Origin of the sequence: Dyella sp. BiH032 (assembly GCF_031954525.1) — a bacterium.
Taxonomy (GTDB): domain Bacteria; phylum Pseudomonadota; class Gammaproteobacteria; order Xanthomonadales; family Rhodanobacteraceae; genus Dyella_D.
In genome coordinates this window covers 3,469,473-3,484,798 of the sequence record NZ_CP134867.1, presented here as the reverse complement: position 1 = coordinate 3,484,798, position 15,326 = coordinate 3,469,473, and the positions used below count along the sequence as shown (strand labels likewise).

Annotated in this window: 15 protein-coding genes; 13 read left to right on the top strand and 2 right to left on the bottom strand. The window is 68.0% G+C overall.

All coding sequences use genetic code 11. The features are described 5' to 3' along the window. From panC to pgi, 3 genes are all read left to right on the top strand, one after another. Entirely contained in the window at positions 1-846 is an 846-nt protein-coding gene (gene panC, locus RKE25_RS15230) for a pantoate--beta-alanine ligase (RefSeq protein ID WP_311838945.1), read from the top strand. A 101-nt stretch (positions 847-947) separates the two neighbouring features. After that, positions 948-1,334, top strand: coding sequence for an aspartate 1-decarboxylase (panD, locus tag RKE25_RS15225; RefSeq protein ID WP_311838944.1), 387 nt, complete (start codon positions 948-950; stop codon positions 1,332-1,334). A gap of 182 nt (positions 1,335-1,516) precedes the next feature. Continuing rightward, entirely contained in the window at positions 1,517-3,154 is a 1,638-nt protein-coding gene (pgi, locus tag RKE25_RS15220) for a glucose-6-phosphate isomerase (protein WP_311838943.1), read from the top strand. A gap of 8 nt (positions 3,155-3,162) precedes the next feature. On the opposite strand, the gene queG is transcribed toward pgi, so the two are convergent. Next, a complete protein-coding gene (queG, locus tag RKE25_RS15215) occupies positions 3,163-4,236 on the bottom strand; it encodes a tRNA epoxyqueuosine(34) reductase QueG (RefSeq protein ID WP_311838942.1) in 1,074 nt (357 codons plus the stop codon). Between the two features lie 56 nt (positions 4,237-4,292). Here queG and RKE25_RS15210 point away from each other — a divergent pair, with 56 nt between their 5' ends. The 6 genes from RKE25_RS15210 (at position 4,293) to RKE25_RS15185 (ending at position 11,895) form a co-directional block, all read left to right on the top strand. Continuing rightward, positions 4,293-5,777: an NAD(P)H-hydrate dehydratase gene (locus RKE25_RS15210; RefSeq protein ID WP_311838941.1), complete on the top strand. Its 1,485-nt coding sequence runs from the start codon at positions 4,293-4,295 to the stop codon at positions 5,775-5,777. After that, on the top strand, positions 5,774-6,241 hold the full coding sequence (gene tsaE, locus RKE25_RS15205) for a tRNA (adenosine(37)-N6)-threonylcarbamoyltransferase complex ATPase subunit type 1 TsaE (RefSeq protein ID WP_311838940.1): 468 nt from the start codon (positions 5,774-5,776) through the stop codon (positions 6,239-6,241). The genes RKE25_RS15210 and tsaE overlap by 4 nt, the downstream gene beginning before the upstream one ends. Positions 6,242-6,417: 176 nt before the next feature. Beyond that, complete coding sequence (locus RKE25_RS15200) at positions 6,418-8,043, top strand: N-acetylmuramoyl-L-alanine amidase (RefSeq protein WP_311838939.1); 1,626 nt, start codon at positions 6,418-6,420, stop codon at positions 8,041-8,043. 86 nt (positions 8,044-8,129) lie between these two features. Beyond that, positions 8,130-9,977 carry a DNA mismatch repair endonuclease MutL gene (gene mutL / locus RKE25_RS15195; protein ID WP_311838938.1) on the top strand — a complete coding sequence of 616 codons (1,848 nt, stop codon included), beginning with the start codon at positions 8,130-8,132 and terminating at the stop codon, positions 9,975-9,977. A 74-nt stretch (positions 9,978-10,051) separates the two neighbouring features. Beyond that, the gene (locus RKE25_RS15190; protein WP_311838937.1) at positions 10,052-10,972 is read left to right on the top strand and encodes a DUF1684 domain-containing protein; all 921 of its coding nucleotides are present in this window, start codon (positions 10,052-10,054) and stop codon (positions 10,970-10,972) included. A 2-nt stretch (positions 10,973-10,974) separates the two neighbouring features. Next, complete coding sequence (locus tag RKE25_RS15185) at positions 10,975-11,895, top strand: DUF1684 domain-containing protein (RefSeq protein ID WP_311838936.1); 921 nt, start codon at positions 10,975-10,977, stop codon at positions 11,893-11,895. A 17-nt stretch (positions 11,896-11,912) separates the two neighbouring features. Here RKE25_RS15185 and RKE25_RS15180 read toward each other — a convergent pair whose 3' ends face one another. After that, positions 11,913-12,695, bottom strand: coding sequence for an enoyl-CoA hydratase-related protein (locus tag RKE25_RS15180; RefSeq protein WP_311838935.1), 783 nt, complete (start codon positions 12,693-12,695; stop codon positions 11,913-11,915). 158 nt (positions 12,696-12,853) lie between these two features. On the opposite strand from RKE25_RS15180, the gene RKE25_RS15175 reads away from it, so the two are divergent. From RKE25_RS15175 to RKE25_RS15160, 4 genes are read left to right on the top strand one after another with little or no spacing between them, the layout of a single operon-like run. Beyond that, positions 12,854-13,573 carry an FKBP-type peptidyl-prolyl cis-trans isomerase gene (locus RKE25_RS15175; RefSeq protein WP_311838934.1) on the top strand — a complete coding sequence of 240 codons (720 nt, stop codon included), beginning with the start codon at positions 12,854-12,856 and terminating at the stop codon, positions 13,571-13,573. Between the two features lie 50 nt (positions 13,574-13,623). Continuing rightward, positions 13,624-13,818, top strand: a complete 195-nt coding sequence (locus RKE25_RS15170; protein WP_311838933.1) for a DUF1289 domain-containing protein — start codon at positions 13,624-13,626, stop codon at positions 13,816-13,818. After that, positions 13,815-14,420 carry a CoA pyrophosphatase gene (locus RKE25_RS15165; RefSeq protein WP_311838932.1) on the top strand — a complete coding sequence of 202 codons (606 nt, stop codon included), beginning with the start codon at positions 13,815-13,817 and terminating at the stop codon, positions 14,418-14,420. Before RKE25_RS15170 ends, RKE25_RS15165 begins: the two co-directional genes overlap by 4 nt. Next, the gene (locus RKE25_RS15160; protein ID WP_311838931.1) at positions 14,417-15,277 is read left to right on the top strand and encodes a sulfurtransferase; all 861 of its coding nucleotides are present in this window, start codon (positions 14,417-14,419) and stop codon (positions 15,275-15,277) included. Before RKE25_RS15165 ends, RKE25_RS15160 begins: the two co-directional genes overlap by 4 nt. Positions 15,278-15,326: the final 49 nt, after the last annotated feature.

Sequence of the window (15,326 nt, the reverse complement as noted above, 5' to 3'; positions counted from 1 at the left end):
ATGCAGACCGTGCAAGACGCTGCGGCATTGCGCGCCGTGATCCGCGGCTGGCGCTCCCAGGGCCAGACCGTGGGTTTCGTGCCGACCATGGGCAACCTCCACGCCGGCCACCACTCGCTGATCAAGCTCGCCCGCGCGCGCACGGACCGCGTGGTGGCGAGCGTGTTCGTCAATCCCACCCAGTTCGGCCCGAACGAGGATTTCGAGCGCTATCCGCGCACGCTGACGCAGGACCAGGCCGGGCTGGCCGAGCAGGGCTGCGACCTGCTGTTCGCGCCGGAGGTGGCCACCATGTATCCGTTCGGCCATGCCAACAGCGTCAGCGTGCATGTGCCGCAGGTGACGGACACCCTGGAGGGTGCGCATCGCCCGGGCCATTTCGATGGCGTGGCCACGGTGGTGTGCAAGCTCTTCAACCTGGTACAGCCGGACGTGGCCGTGTTCGGGCAGAAGGACTTCCAGCAGCTGAAGGTCATCGAGCGCATGGTGCGCGACCTGGCCCTGCCGGTGAAAGTGATGGGCGCGCCCACGCTGCGCGCCGAGGACGGCCTGGCCCTCAGCTCCCGCAACCAATACCTTTCGCCGGCCGAGCGCGAGCTGGCGCCGCAGATTCACGCCACCTTGCTGCAGATGCGCGAGCTGGTGCTCAAGGGGCACGCGATCAAGGTCGTCGAGCAGGCCGCGGCCTCCAAGCTGGCCCGTGCCGGCTTCGAGCCGGATTACGCGGCCATCCGTCGTGCCGAGGACCTCGCCGAGCCCGCCGAAGGCGAGCGCGACGGCCTGGTGGCGCTGATCGCCGCCCGCCTGGGCAGCACCCGGCTGATCGACAACTTGCCCTTCGATTGAACCGTCCCCATGTACGGCCCGGGCCGGCCCTCATTGCGGGGGGCGGGCCCGGGGTCCGATAATTGCCCGCTACGCAGACCTTTTCTGCTGGAAGTCATGCCATGAATCTGAACATGCTCAAGGCCAAGATCCACCGCGCGACGGTGACGCACGCCGAGCTGCACTACGAAGGCTCGATCGCCATCGATGGCCTGTTGCTCGATGCCTCCGGCATCCGCGAGTACGAGCAGATCCACGCGTGGAACATCAACAACGGCAAGCGCTTCGTCACCTATGCGCTGCGTGCCGAAGAGGGTTCCGGCATCATTTCGGTCAACGGCAGCGCGGCCCATCGCGCCCAGCCGGGCGACCTGGTCATCATCGCCGCTTTCGCGCAGCTGTCGGAAGCCGAGCTGGCTCAGTTCCAGCCTACGCTGGTCTATGTCGATGCGAACAACGTCATTTCGCATACCAACCGTTCCATTCCGAAGCAGATGGCCGCGGCCTGAAGCCCGCCGATCCGGCGGGCATCTGCCGGACCACCGGTCTTTTTCATCCGCAAGCAGGCCGCCTCATGGCGGCCTGTTCGCATTCCAGGGCACGCGGCGCGCATCGATGCGTTTCGCGGGCTACACGCAGGCCGCGCACTGGCTCTAAGATCGGGGTTCCCATCCCCGCCAAGCACGAGCCTATGTCGCCCCAGCGCAGTCCGTCCTTCCTGGCCGCACACGTCGAACGTCTGTCGCGCACGCATCTGCGCGATCTGCTGAAGGATCGTGAACGCGGCGAGCGCCTTCGCCATCGTGTCGGCCCGCTGCTGCTGGACCTGAGCCGCCAGAAGATCGATGACGCGGCGCTGCGCGCGCTCGGCGAGCATGTCGAGGCCAGCGGTTGGCAGCGCGCCCGGGACGCCATGTTCGCCGGCGAGCCCATCAATACCTCCGAAGGCCGTGCCGTGCTGCACACCGCGCTGCGCGCGAGCGGCTCGCGCCTTCCCCCGGTGGCGCCGAGCGATGCGCGCAAGGAGATCGAACACACCCTGCATCGCATCGAGGAGCTGGTACGCGCCGTCGAGCGCGGCGAGTCGGCGGGCATGGGCCTGCCGGCCAAGATCACCGACGTGGTGAACATCGGTATCGGCGGTTCCGACCTCGGCCCGCGCCTGGCGGTGCGTGCGCTCGCGCCGTTCCATGCGCCCGAATTGCGCAGCCATTTCCTCACCAATGTCGACGGCCAGTCCGCGCACGAACTGATGCGGCAGCTCGACCCGCGCCGCACGTTGGTGATCGTGGTCTCCAAGACCTTCACTACGCAGGAAACCCTGCTCAATGCCAATGTGCTGCGGGACTGGATCCTGCGCGCCTACGACAGCGATGCGCGGGCTGCCTCGCGGCATTTCCTCGCGGTCAGTGCGAACACCGCCGAGGCCGAGCGCTGGGGCGTGGCGACGTCCAACATCTATCCGATGTGGGATTTCGTCGGTGGGCGCTTCTCGCTCTGGTCGGCGGTGGGGCTGTCGCTGGCGTTGGCGGTGGGCATCGAGCATTTCCGCGCGCTGCTTTCCGGTGCGGCGCGCATCGACGACCACTTCCGCAGCACGCCCTGGCACGAGAACCTGCCGGTGCTGCTCAGCCTGGTCGAATATTGGAACCGCAACGCACTGGGTCGTGCGAGCCGTGCCGTGGTGCCGTATGCGGACCTGCTCGGCGATCTCACTTCGTACCTGCAGCAGTTGGAAATGGAGAGCCTGGGCAAGCAGGTGACCCCGCAGGGCGAGCCGGTAGCGCAGGACACTTCGCCGGTGGTATGGGGCAGCGTCGGCACCAATGCGCAGCACGCCTACTTCCAGTCGTTGCACCAGGGCACGGATACCGTGCCGCTCGAGTTCATTGGCGTGGTGCGCCCGGCGCATCCGCTGCGCGCCAACCACGACGCGCTGCTGTCCAACCTGCTCGCCCAGGCTGCCGCGCTCGCGCTCGGCAAGACGTTCGACGAAGCGCTTGCCGAGGCGAAGGGTGGCGACGAAGCGGCGCGCCGCGTGCTCGCCGCGCAGCGCACCTTCCCCGGCGATCGGCCCAGCACCGTAATCCTGCTCGACTCGCTCACGCCGGAAAGCCTCGGCGCGCTGATCGCGCTGTACGAGCACAAGGTCTTCATGCTCGGCCACCTGTGGAACATCAATGCCTTCGACCAGTGGGGCGTGGAACTGGGCAAGGGCATCGCGCGACAGATCCTGCCTGCGTTGGAAGGGCAGGTTGATGACCTTACTGGGTTCGATTCCGGCACGCGCGCGCTGATCGAGGAAATCCAGCAGCGCCGCGAAGGCTGAGCTCGCGCTTACGCCGCCTGGTGCCGCGCCAGCGCCCAGGCGACGTGCTCGCGCACCACGGGCGAGGGATGATCTGCCCGGGTGCGCAGCGCAGCGACGACCTCTGTCGTGCCGGGCGCATTGCCCAGCGCTACCGCAACATTGCGCAGCCATCCCTCGTAGCCCGTGCGGCGAATCGCCATGCCTTCGGTACGGCGAAGAAACTCTTCTTCGCTCCACGCGAACAGCTCCACCAACCGGGCGCCATCGAGGCTGTGGCGGGGCGCGAAGTCGGGCTCGCTAGCATCGCGCGCGAACTTGTTCCAGGGGCAGATCAGTTGGCAGTCGTCGCAACCGAAGATGCGGTTGCCCATCGGCGCGCGCAGTTCCTCGGGGATGCTCCCCTTGAGCTCGATAGTCAGATAGGAAATGCAGCGCCGCGCATCCAGCCGGTAGGGCGCGACGATGGCCTGGGTAGGACAGATGTCGATGCAGCGGCGGCATGTGCCGCAGTGCGCGGTAGCCGGCTCGTCCATCGGCAACGGCAGGTCGGTATACAGCTCGCCGAGGAAAAAGTACGAGCCGGCGCGGCGATTGATCAGCACCGTATGCTTGCCGATCCAGCCGAGCCCAGCATTGCGGCCGAGCGCTTTCTCCAGCACCGGTGCGGAGTCGACGTAAGCGCGATAGCCGAAATCGCCCACCTGGGCATGGATGCGCTCGGCCAGCTTCTGCAGGCGGTTGCGCATCAGCTTGTGATAGTCGCGGCCGAGCGCATAACGCGCCACGTAGCCGGCCTCCGGATCTTCCAGTACGTTCCAGGCGTTGCGCGTGCCCGGCGGCACGTAATCCATGCGTACGGAGATCACGCGCAGCGTGCCCGGTTCCAGTTCGGCGGGACGGCTGCGTTTGGTGCCGTGGCGGGACATGTAGTCCATCTCGCCGTGATGGCCATTGTCGAGCCAGCGCAGCAGGTGCTGCTCGTCCTCGCCCAGCTCGATGCCCGCGATGCCCGCGTCGGCGAACCCGAGTTCCCACGCCCAGCGCTTGATGTCGCCGGCAAGAGCCGCGTAGTCGTGGGCGATGGGGGACGAGGCGCGCATGGCGGCCATTGTAAGTCCGCCGATGCGGTGGACGGCCGATGTCTATAATCCGGTGCATGACGCCGACCCGCCTGCACAGCCACGAGCTCTATACCGTCGAACAGGTACGCGCGCTGGACCGGCGCGCGATCCAGGAGCTGGGCATCCCCGGCATCGAGCTGATGCGGCGCGCCGCGGCCGCCGGCTTCGCCTCGCTGCGGCGCCACTGGCCCGATGCGCGGGGCATCGCAGTGTATTGCGGCCCGGGCAACAACGGTGGCGATGGTTTCCTGCTGGGCGCGCTGGCGCTGGATGCGGGTTTCCAGGTCGCGCTGTTCGCGCTTACCGGCGAGTCGCGCGGCGATGCAGCCACCGCCCGCGCGCGCTTCGAGCAGGCCGGCGGGCGCGTACGGTTGTGGGACGAGGCCGCGGATCTGCCGATGGCGGACGTGCATGTGGCGGCGCTGTTCGGTACCGGCCTGACGCGCGCGCCCGAGCGCCACGCGGCCGATCTCATCTGGCGCTTGAACCACTGCGGTCAGCCGATCCTCGCGTTGGATCTGCCGTCCGGGTTGCAGGCCGATACCGGGCAGTGCCCGGGGGAAGCCATCAAGGCTAACGTCACGGTCACCTTCATTGCGCACAAGCGCGGGTTGCATACCGGGCGCGCGCCGGACTGCGTGGGCACGCTCGAACTCGACACGCTCGGCTTGCCGGAAGCGCTGTGGGAGGACGTCCAGCCCGACGCGACGCTGCTGCGCGCGGAGACGTTGCCGCGGCGTGCGCGCCACGCGCACAAAGGCGACAACGGGCACGTGCTCGCGATCGGCGGCGACTTCGGGACAGCCGGCGCGATCCGCCTGTGCGGCGAGGCCGCATTGCGGGCCGGCGCTGGTCTGGTCAGCCTGGCGACGCGCGACGCGAACCTGTTCGCGATCCATGCCGCCAGGCCGGAGCTGATGCCGCACGGCGTAGACGGCCCGCAATCACTGCAGCCGCTGCTGGAACGCGCCGACGTGCTCGCGCTAGGGCCGGGGCTGGGTCAGGGTGCATGGGGACATGCGCTGTGGTTGACGGCGCTCGACGCCGGCAAGCCCGTGGTGGTGGATGCGGACGGCCTCAACCTGCTGGCACGCGAGCCGCGCCGGTTCGAGCAGCCGGCGGTGATCACGCCGCACCCGGGCGAGGCGGCCCGCCTGCTGGGGCATTCCGTCGCGGAGGTGGAGGCGGACCGTTTCGCGGCCGCGCGCGCGCTGGCACATCGCTACGGCGCGGTCGCCGTCCTCAAAGGGGCGGGCAGTCTTATCGCGGATTCGCATGGCCGCGTCGCCGTTTGCCCGTGGGGCAATCCGGGCATGGCCTCCGGCGGCATGGGCGATCTGCTGACCGGTATCGTCGCCGCGCTGATGGCCCAGGGCTGCGATATCTGGACGGCGGCCTGCCTCGGCGTGGGCCTGCACGCACGCGCCGGCGACGCCGCCGCACGGGGCGGCGAGCGTGGCCTGCTGGCTACCGACTTGCTGGCTCCCCTGCGCCGGCTGCTCAACGGACAGGATCCATGAACGTGCTGCAGCAGGAGCTTCCCGACGAAACCGCCACGACCGCCTTCGGCGGCCGGCTGGCTGCCGCGCTCGACGGTGGCATGGTGATCTATCTGCACGGCGATCTCGGGGCGGGCAAGACCAGTTTCGCGCGGGCGTTCCTGCGCGCGCTGGGCGTGGGCGAGCGGGTGAAGAGTCCCACCTACAGCCTGATCGAGTCGTATCGCCTCGGCGACCGTACAGCCTGGCACCTGGACCTTTACCGTATCGCCGATCCGGGCGAGCTGGAGTGGCTGGGCCTGGACGCGTTGGCCGATCCCTCCGCCCTGGTGCTGGTCGAATGGCCGGAGCGCGGCAAGGGGGCGCTTCCGGCGCCGGACCTGCAGATCGACCTTGCCTATGCGGGAGCCGGCCGCACCGCCCGCGTGGCGGGCCTGACCCCGCGCGGCACCCGCCTGCTGGCACGGCTGGCGGCCAACGCCTGAGCCAGGGCAGCGCTAAGTATCGGTAGTCAATGAGATTTTGCGGCGGTCTCCAAGGAGGCGAGACCCTTTGGTGGGTGCAGTTTGCATCCGATAGCTGGATCCAGCCTGATAAAACCGCTGCAGGTCATGGATATTCAAGGGAAAAGCACTTGCATTCAGGAAAGTGCTGAGCTTCAATGCCGCCCATGAGGGGATATCCGACCACCATCCGTCAGCTTTCTTGCCTCGTGGCGCTGGCCGTGGCGCCCTTGTGCGCCGTGCATGCCGCAGACGTGAAGTCCGCACGCGTCTGGGCCGGCCCCGAGTACACACGTCTCGTGCTCGATGTGTCCGGTCCCCTGGAGTACAAGGCGCGCCAGGACGGCGACCAGGTCGTGGTCGAGCTGGACCGCAGCGCGCTGGCCGGAGATTTCGCCGCTCCCAAGGGGCAGGGCCTGTTCAAGGGCCTGGAAAGCAGCCAGCAGGGCGGCCGCCTGCAACTGGTCGCCAAGGTCGACGCTTCCAGCCACTACAAGAGCTTTCTGCTGAAGCCGGCCGCCGAATACGGCTACCGCCTGGTGGTGGACGTCTACCCGGGCTCCGGCGTGGCTTCCACCCCGACTAAGGCCTTGGTGCCTGCCAACGCTCCGGCGAAGGACGATGACGACGGCGACGACGCAGCTGCTGTCGTGGCCGCGCCCGTCACTATCAAGACGCCGTCCCCGTCGGGCAAGAACAGCATCAAGTCCACCCAGAGCGGCATGGCGTCCACTCGCCAGGCCGCGTCGCTGCTCAACGGCGAGCGCAAGGTCGTGGTGGCGGTCGACGCCGGCCATGGCGGCCAGGATCCGGGCGCGCATGGCCCCGGCGGCACACTGGAAAAGAACGTCACGCTAGCCGTGGCGCGCGAGCTGGCGGCGCAGATCAACAAGCAGCCGGGCATGAAGGCCGTGCTCACGCGCGACACGGATTTCTTCATCCCGCTGAAACAGCGCTACGAGATCGCCCGGCGCAACAACGCGGACCTGTTCGTGTCGATCCACGCCGACGCCTTCATCAACGGCGATGCCAAGGGCTCCTCCGTGTGGGTGCTCTCGCCGCGCGGCAAGACCAGCGAGGCGGCCCGCTGGCTGGCCGACCGCGAAAACCGCGCCGACCTCATCGGCGGCGTGTCGCTGGACGACAAGGACGACAGCCTTGCCGCCGTGCTGCTCGACCTGCAGCAGGGCTATGCCATGCAGGCCAGCGAAGCGGTCGCCGGCAACGTGCTCAAGGCGCTGGGCGGGCTGGGCCCGACCCACCGCGGCTACGTAGAACGCGCCAACTTCGTGGTGCTCCGTTCGCCGGACGTGCCTTCGATCCTGGTCGAGACGGCGTTCATCAGCAATCCGGACGAGGAGCGCAAGCTGCGCGATCCCTCGCATCAGTCCCGCCTGGCCGAGGCGGTGATGGGGGGCGTGCGCGGTTATTTCGAGTCCACGCCGCCGCCGGGCACCTGGTTCGCCGCACAGGCGGCGCGCCGCAACGGCACCATGGTGGCGTCGGCCCGGAACGACGACGATGACGCGGATGCCGCCGTCTCCAGCGCGGCGAACAAGGCGGTGGCGAAGGCCATGGCCGGCCAGGCCAAGTCCGGCGACGGCAAGGTGGCGGTCGAACGCGCCGACGCCAACGTGCGCGACCTGCACCGTGTGACGGCCGGCGAAAGCCTGCGCAGCATTGCGCGCCAATATGGCGTCACCATCAGCGCGCTGAAGAGCGCCAACCGCATCAGTACCGATTCCGTGCACGCGGGTATGGTGCTGGCTATTCCGTCCGGCTGATTCCCTGGGACATCGGTAGCGCGAGCGCCACCCGCGGGGTGGCGTTCGTACTTTCGTGGGCCGGAAACAGGTCTTAAGCTTCGCCGATGCCTGTCATCCGTCCGTTGCCTCCCGAACTCATCAACCAGATCGCCGCCGGTGAGGTGATCGAGCGTCCTTCCTCGGTCGTCAAGGAGCTGGTCGAGAACAGCCTCGACGCTGGCGCCACACGGATCGAAGTGGACATCGAGCAGGGCGGTTCGCGCCTGATCCGCATCCGCGACGACGGCGGCGGCATCGAGCCGGACGATCTGCAGCTGGCGGTCGCGTCGCACGCCACGAGCAAGATTCGCAGTTTCGATGACCTCGAACACGTCGCCAGCATGGGATTTCGCGGCGAAGCGCTGGCATCGGTATCGTCGGTCGCGCGTTTTGCGCTGACGTCGCGGGCGCGCGGGCAGGACACCGCGTTCCGCATCGAGGTCGACGGCGGCAAGATGCAGGCGGCGCGTCCCGCGCAGCATCCGCAGGGCACCAGCGTCGAGGTGCGCGATCTCTTCTACAACGTGCCGGCGCGGCGCAAGTTCCTCCGTGCCGAGCGCACAGAATTCGCTCATATCGACGACCTGCTGAAGTCGCTCGCGCTGGCGCGCGGCTCGGTGGAGTTCCGCCTCAGCCACAACGGCAAACCGGTACGCATCCTCAAGGCCGCCAGGAACGAGGAGGCGGCCCTCCAGCGTGTCGCGGAAGTGCTGGGCGAGGAGTTTCCCGCGCAGAGCCTGCGCATCGATTACGCTGCCGCCGGGCTGCACCTGTCGGGTTGGGTGGGCTTGCCCACGGCCTCGCGTTCGCAGGCCGACTCGCAATACTTCTACGTCAACGGGCGTCTGGTGCGCGACCGCGTGGTAGCGCACGCGGTGCGGCAGGCCTATGCCGACGTGCTGTTCCATGGCCGGCATCCGGCTTTCGCGCTTTACCTGGAGCTGGACCCCGCAGGCGTGGACGTCAACGTGCACCCGGCCAAGCACGAAGTGCGGTTCCGCGAGCAGCGGCTGGTGCACGATTTTCTGTTCCGCACGCTGCACGAGGCCCTGGCGCAGACGCGCGCCGGCCTGAGCGGCTTCGCCGCGGTTGGCGAGCCGGCCGAGGCCATGCCCGTGGCCGCGAGTTACGCGGCCGCCGCCTCGGTGGCCGCACCGGCGGTCACGACGACGCCGGCGTGGTCAGGCCAGTTCAGCCAGAGCCGCCTGAGCCTGGGCGTCCGCGACGAACCCCTGGCCGATTACGCCGCCTTGCTGGGCGAGGCGCCACGCGCCGCGGAGCCATCGTTGGCGGCGAACGCGCCGATGCCGGCCGCACAGGACGACGAAGCGCCACCGCTCGGTTTCGCCATTGCGCAACTGAAAGGCATCTACATCCTGGCCGAGAATGCGCACGGCCTCGTGCTGGTGGACATGCACGCCGCGCACGAGCGCATCACCTACGAAAAGCTCAAGACAGGCCGGGCCTGCAGCAATCTGCGTTCGCAGATCCTGCTGGTGCCGCTGAACGTTTCCGTGAGCGCGAAAGAAGCGGCCGCCGCCGAGGAACATGCCGATGCATTGGCCGAGTGGGGATTGGAACTGTCGCGCAGCGGGCCTTCGGGTGTAGTGGTGCGCCGCATTCCCGCCTTGCTGGAAGGCGCCGATGTCGCGCAGCTGTGCCGTGACGTGCTGGCCGAACTGGCGCTGCACGGAAGCTCGCGCCGCCTGCAGGAACTGGAAAACGAGCTGCTCGCCACGATGGCCTGCCATGGCTCGGTGCGCGCGGGCCGGCGTCTCTCACAGCCCGAGATGAACGCCCTGCTGCGCGAAATGGAAGCCACCGAGCGCTCGGGCCAGTGCAACCATGGCCGTCCCACCTGGACCCAGCTCAGCCTCGGCGAGCTGGACAAGCTGTTCCTGCGCGGGCGCTGAGCCGCCCACGCGCCGCTTGCGGCTGCGGCAAATAGACGTCCATACTCGGGCTTCGCTCACCGATGGGTCCTGCCATGCCGCGCCGCGCCGCTTTCGCCCTCGTTGTCGCCCTTAGTCTTGGAGTTGTCACCGTGCACGCCGAAACCGCCCATGCCGCCGCCTCTGCCGACTACGCACAGGAGATCGCGCAGTGGCGCGCCAAGCGCACCGCCAATCTCACCGCACCCACGGGCTGGCTGAGTCTGATCGGGCTGGAATGGCTGCATGAAGGCGACAACCGAGTCGGCAGCGCCGCCGACAACGACATCGTGCTCAAAGCAGGGCCGGCGCATCTGGGCGTAGTGCGGGTGGCGAAGGACGGCGCGGTGCATATCGCGCTGGACGAGCACAGTGGCGCCACCATCGACGGCAAGAGCGTGCGCGAAGCTGCGCTGATCGATGACATGCACGCCGGCGAGGGCAAGCCCACCACCGTGGCCTTTGGCTCCGCCAACTTCTATGTGATCGAACGCGATGGCCGCAAGGCGCTCCGCGTGAAGGACAGCGAAGCCGAAACGCGCAAGCATTTCCTCGGGATCGACTACTTTGCGCTCGATCCGTCCTGGCGCGTAGTGGCGGACTGGGTTCCGTTCGATCCGCCGCACAAACTGGAGATCGGCTCGGTGATCGGCACCATCGACAAAGTCGACGTGCCGGGCAAGGCGGTGTTCCACCGCGATGGGCATACCTTCGAACTGCTGCCTTACCAGGAAGAGCCGGGTGGAGAACTGTTCTTCGTGCTGGCCGACCGCACTTCCGGCAAGGAAACCTACGGCGCCGCGCGCTTCCTCTACGCTGCCTTGCCGAAGGACGGCAAGGTCGTGCTGGATTTCAACAAGGCTTATAACCCGCCGTGCGCGTTCACGCCGTTTGCGACCTGTCCGCTGGCGCCGCCGGAGAACCGGCTCGACGTTGCGGTGACCGCAGGCGAAAAGAAGTACCGCGGCGGGCACTGAGCATGCGAGGCACGCTGAGCACGGCGGGTATGGCCGCGCTTGCCCTGGTCGTGTCGGTGATCTTCGCCCGGCCGTCAGTGGCGGCGAACAACGGAACATATGCGGCGCAGGTGGAGCAGGCGCGCGCCTCGCGCGTGGAAGCGCTGCGGCGTGCGGACGGCTATCTGGCCTTGGTCGCTTCCGGCTGGCTCGAGCCGGGCGACAACACTGTGGGCTCCGCGGCCGACAATCGTTTCCAGGTGCCGGATGCTCCCGCGCATCTGGGCGTGCTGCGCCTGGCTGGTGATGGCTCGATCGATTTTCGCGCGGCCGACGGCGTCCACGTCAAGGTGGATGGACAAGAAGTCAGTGCCGCACCGATGCAGACGCAAGGTGCGCACGGCGAGCGTCAACCGACGCGCGCCTACTTCGGTCCGGAACGCTATTTTTATGTGGTGGAGACGGGCAGACGCCGCGGCCTGCGGGCCAAGGACAACGCCTCGGCCTTGCGCCTGCACTTTCCGGGGTTGACGTACTTCCCGATCGATCCGTCATGGAAGATCGAGGCGCGCTGGGAGCCCTTTGCGGAACCGCGCACGCTCCGGATGGCCAATGTCGCCGGCGCGGAAAACGACGAGCCGGTCACGGGACAGGCGGTGTTCGAGCGCGATGGTCGTCGCTACGCGCTCACTCCCATGGAAGAGGACGGCCGCCTGTTCTTCGTCTTCAGCGATCGTACCGCCGGCAAGCTGACCTACGGTGGCGCGCGTTTCCTCTACGCGGACAAGCCGAAGGACGGCAAGGTGCTGCTGGATTTCAATCTCGCGGAGAATCCCCCGTGCGCCATCACGCCGCATGTGGTCTGTCCGCTCGCTCCGCCCGAGAACCGCCTTGGACTTGAGGTTACGGCCGGCGAAAAGAAATTCGAGGGCGCGGGCCACTAGCACCCGCGCCCCGCGCGTTACTGGCCCTTGAACTGGGCCTTGCGCTTTTCCAGGAAGGCCGTGGTGCCTTCGCGCATGTCTTCGGTGGAGAAGGCCAGCGCGAACGCCTGCGTTTCGAACTCCAGGCCCTGGTCCAAGGTCGTCTCGCCGCCCTGCAGCACGGCGTCCAGAATGCCGGCCGCGGCGAGCGGCGCGGACGCCGCGAGCTGATCGGCAAGTGCGTCGACGGTTTCGTCGAGCGCCTCCGGGGCGACCACGCGGTTGACGATGCCCAGTTCGTAAGCGCGCTGCGCGCCGACCATCGAGCCCGTCAGGCACAGTTCCAGCGCCGCGCCACGGCCGGCCAGGCGCAGCAGACGCTGCGTGCCGCCGAAGCCGGGGATCAGGCCGAGGTTGATTTCCGGCTGGCCGAAGCGTGCCTTTTCACTCGCCACGCGCAGGTGGCAGGCCATCGCCAGTTCCATGCCGCCGCCGAGGGCGAAGCCCTGGATGCGTGCGACCACCGGCTTGCCCAGCCGCTCGATCGAGGTCATCAGGCGCTGGCCGGCGCGGGAGAAACCCTGGGCCTGGATCGGCGTATAGCGGTTCATCTCCGCGATGTCGGCGCCGGCCACGAAGGCCTTGTCGCCGGCCCCGGTGAGCACCACTGCGCGTACGGCATCGTCCTGCGCCGCCTGGGCGAAGGCCAGGGTCAGCTCGTTGAGGGTGTCGCGGTTCAGCGCGTTGAGCTTGTCCGGACGGTTGACGATGATGGTGCGCACCGCGCCGCGGTTGCCGATGTCCAGGTTGCGATAGGCCATGGTGGGTTCCAGCAAGTCCAAAATGCCGATGGTAACAGCGGGAACCTTTGGCGCCGCGCACGTTCTCAGCGGATGGTGCCCGCTTCCGCCGGGCGCTGCACGAGGCCGGCAAAACCCCTTAGGATGTGCCGGCTTGCGCACCCCGATGGAGGATTGGCATGACACGACGGCGTTGGTTGGCTCTGGGCATGTTGCTGCTGGCTACGGCAGCGATCCATGCGCAGAACCGCGATCCCGCGTCCGACGCGCAGGCGAACCGGCTGGACAAGAACAAGCTGTCCTATGCGATCGGCTACCAGATCGGCAGCCAGTTCGCCAACGGCGACCCGGACATCGACATCGCCGTGATGCAGCGCGCGATCCAGGACGCCTACAACAAGCGCCGTCCGGCCGTGCCGATGCAGGACATGCACGAGCAGCTGCGCCGTCTCGACAAGCACATGCACGACAAGGCGGAAGCGCAGTTCCAGCAGCTGGCCAGCTCCAACGCCGCCAAGAGCGCGGACTACCTGGCCAAGAACCGGCAGAAGCCCGGCGTCGTGCAGCTTCCCTCGGGCATCCAGTACCAGGTGCTCAAGCAAGGTACGGGCAAGGAACAGCCGGCCGTCAACAGCACGGTGACGGTGAACTTCCGCGCTACCCTCATCGACGGCACGGAGTTCGACAGCTCGTGGGCACATGGCGCGCCGGTGAGCTTCATCGTCAACAACAAGGTGATCCCCGGCTGGCAGGACGTGATCCAGCGCATGCACGTGGGCGACAAGTGGCGCGTGGTGATTCCACCCGCGCTGGCCTACGGTGAACGCGGCAACCTGCCGCGCATCGGCCCCAACGAGGCGCTCGTGTTCGAGATCGAGCTGCTGGAGATCAAGCAGTAGGTTGCCGTTCGCTGTCGGCAGGGAGGGGCTTGGGCTAGGATGTCCGGTCCATGCCGAACGATCCCGCTCCCGTCCCTGCCGCCCCTCTGACTCCTTGCATCGGCGTCTGTCGCCTCGACGAGCGCGGCTACTGCGAGGGCTGCCTGCGCACCGGCGAGGAAATCGCGCGGTGGCGCGACATGGGTGACGCCGAGCGGCGCCATTTCATGCGCGACGTGTTGCCGGCGCGGCGGAAGGACTCATGATGGACGACGCGCTATCCATCGTGGCATCCGCCGTCCGGCCGCTGTCCGAGCCGCCGGAGGGGCCGGGCTGGAATTACCGCGAGATGGCGGAACTGATCGGCGATGCGCCGCGGCGTGCCGCCGCCGTGCTGCTCGGATGGCGCGAAGGCGTGCAACCCCGGTTAGTGCTGACGGTACGCAACGACAGCCTGCAGGCACATGCCGGACAGGTCGCCTTTCCCGGCGGGCGCACCGATCCGGAAGACACCGACGCCGTCGCCACCGCCCTGCGCGAAAGCGAGGAGGAAGTCGGCCTGGATCGCCGGCTGGTCACGCCGCTGGGCTACCTGGATGCCTTCGATACCATCAGCGGCTATCGCATCACGCCCGTGGTGGCGCGGATCGCGCCCGAGGCCCGCCTGTATCCGGCGCCGGCGGAAGTCGCCGAAGTTTTCGAAGTGCCGTTGGGTTTCTTCCTGGACCCCGCCAATCTCCGTCGCTACACCATGGATTTCCGCGGGCATCGCCGCGAGATGGTGGAATTCATCCATGGCGGCCACCGCATCTGGGGTGCCACGGCCGCCATGCTCGTCAACCTCCTGCAACGCATGGGGCGCCTATGACCCTGCATACCACGCTGATCGATGCCAAGGACCTCGCCGCGCTGGCGCCGGAGGACGTGCTGATCGTCGATTGCCGCTTCGAGCTGGCCGTCGCCGGCGGCGATCCGGACAAGGGTGAGCGCGCCTATCGCGAAGCGCATATTCCCGGCGCCGTGTATGCCCACCTGGATCGCGATCTCTCAGATCTTTCGCGGCAGAGCGAAGGGCTGGGCCGCCATCCGTTGCCGCTGGAGCAGGCCTTTTCGGCCATGCTGTCGCGCTGGGGATGGCGTCCGGGCCTGCAGGTCGTGTGCTATGACGCGGCGGGCGGCGCACTGGCCGCGGCGCGGCTCTGGTGGTTGCTGCGGCTGGTCGGGATTCGCGAGGCGGCCGTGCTCGATGGCGGCTTCCAGGCATGGCAGGCCGCGGGCCTGCCGCTCGAGGTGGGTGAAGTGACGCGGAAGCCTACGTCGGTCTCCCTGCGCTACGACGCGTCGCGTTTTACCGTCGACCACCGCGGCATGGCGGAGCAGCCGGGACGGTTGCTCATCGATGCACGCGCCGCACCGCGTTACCGCGGCGATGTGGAACCTATCGATCGCGTCGGCGGCCACGTGCCCGGCGCAGTGAACCGACCCTATGCGGACAACCTAGATGCGCAGGGTCGCTACAAGCCCGCGGATGAGTTGCGTCGGGAGTTCATGGCATTGTTGGGCGCCACGCCGCCGGCGCAGGTCGTGCACATGTGCGGCTCCGGCGTTACCGCCTGCCACAATCTGCTCGCGATGGAACACGCGGGGCTGACGGGTTCGCGCCTATATGCGCCGTCGTGGAGCGGCTGGGTGAGCGATCCGGAGCGCCCGGTCGAAACGGGTTGAAGCGCGGTCGCGCAATGCACGGCAGCGACGCGCGTGGCGTCTATGTCCG

What these genes read in the sequence shown, in the direction of transcription:
- panC (WP_311838945.1), top strand. Translation starts at nt 1, where the DNA reads ATGCAGACCGTGCAAGACGCTGCGGCATTGCGCGCCGTGATCCGCGGC.
- panD (WP_311838944.1), top strand. Translation starts at nt 948, where the DNA reads ATGAATCTGAACATGCTCAAGGCCAAGATCCACCGCGCGACGGTGACG.
- pgi (WP_311838943.1), top strand. Translation starts at nt 1,517, where the DNA reads ATGTCGCCCCAGCGCAGTCCGTCCTTCCTGGCCGCACACGTCGAACGT.
- queG (WP_311838942.1), bottom strand. Translation starts at nt 4,236, where the DNA reads ATGCGCGCCTCGTCCCCCATCGCCCACGACTACGCGGCTCTTGCCGGC.
- RKE25_RS15210 (WP_311838941.1), top strand. Translation starts at nt 4,293, where the DNA reads ATGACGCCGACCCGCCTGCACAGCCACGAGCTCTATACCGTCGAACAG.
- tsaE (WP_311838940.1), top strand. Translation starts at nt 5,774, where the DNA reads ATGAACGTGCTGCAGCAGGAGCTTCCCGACGAAACCGCCACGACCGCC.
- RKE25_RS15200 (WP_311838939.1), top strand. Translation starts at nt 6,418, where the DNA reads ATGCCGCCCATGAGGGGATATCCGACCACCATCCGTCAGCTTTCTTGC.
- mutL (WP_311838938.1), top strand. Translation starts at nt 8,130, where the DNA reads ATGCCTGTCATCCGTCCGTTGCCTCCCGAACTCATCAACCAGATCGCC.
- RKE25_RS15190 (WP_311838937.1), top strand. Translation starts at nt 10,052, where the DNA reads ATGCCGCGCCGCGCCGCTTTCGCCCTCGTTGTCGCCCTTAGTCTTGGA.
- RKE25_RS15185 (WP_311838936.1), top strand. Translation starts at nt 10,975, where the DNA reads ATGCGAGGCACGCTGAGCACGGCGGGTATGGCCGCGCTTGCCCTGGTC.
- RKE25_RS15180 (WP_311838935.1), bottom strand. Translation starts at nt 12,695, where the DNA reads ATGGCCTATCGCAACCTGGACATCGGCAACCGCGGCGCGGTGCGCACC.
- RKE25_RS15175 (WP_311838934.1), top strand. Translation starts at nt 12,854, where the DNA reads ATGACACGACGGCGTTGGTTGGCTCTGGGCATGTTGCTGCTGGCTACG.
- RKE25_RS15170 (WP_311838933.1), top strand. Translation starts at nt 13,624, where the DNA reads ATGCCGAACGATCCCGCTCCCGTCCCTGCCGCCCCTCTGACTCCTTGC.
- RKE25_RS15165 (WP_311838932.1), top strand. Translation starts at nt 13,815, where the DNA reads ATGATGGACGACGCGCTATCCATCGTGGCATCCGCCGTCCGGCCGCTG.
- RKE25_RS15160 (WP_311838931.1), top strand. Translation starts at nt 14,417, where the DNA reads ATGACCCTGCATACCACGCTGATCGATGCCAAGGACCTCGCCGCGCTG.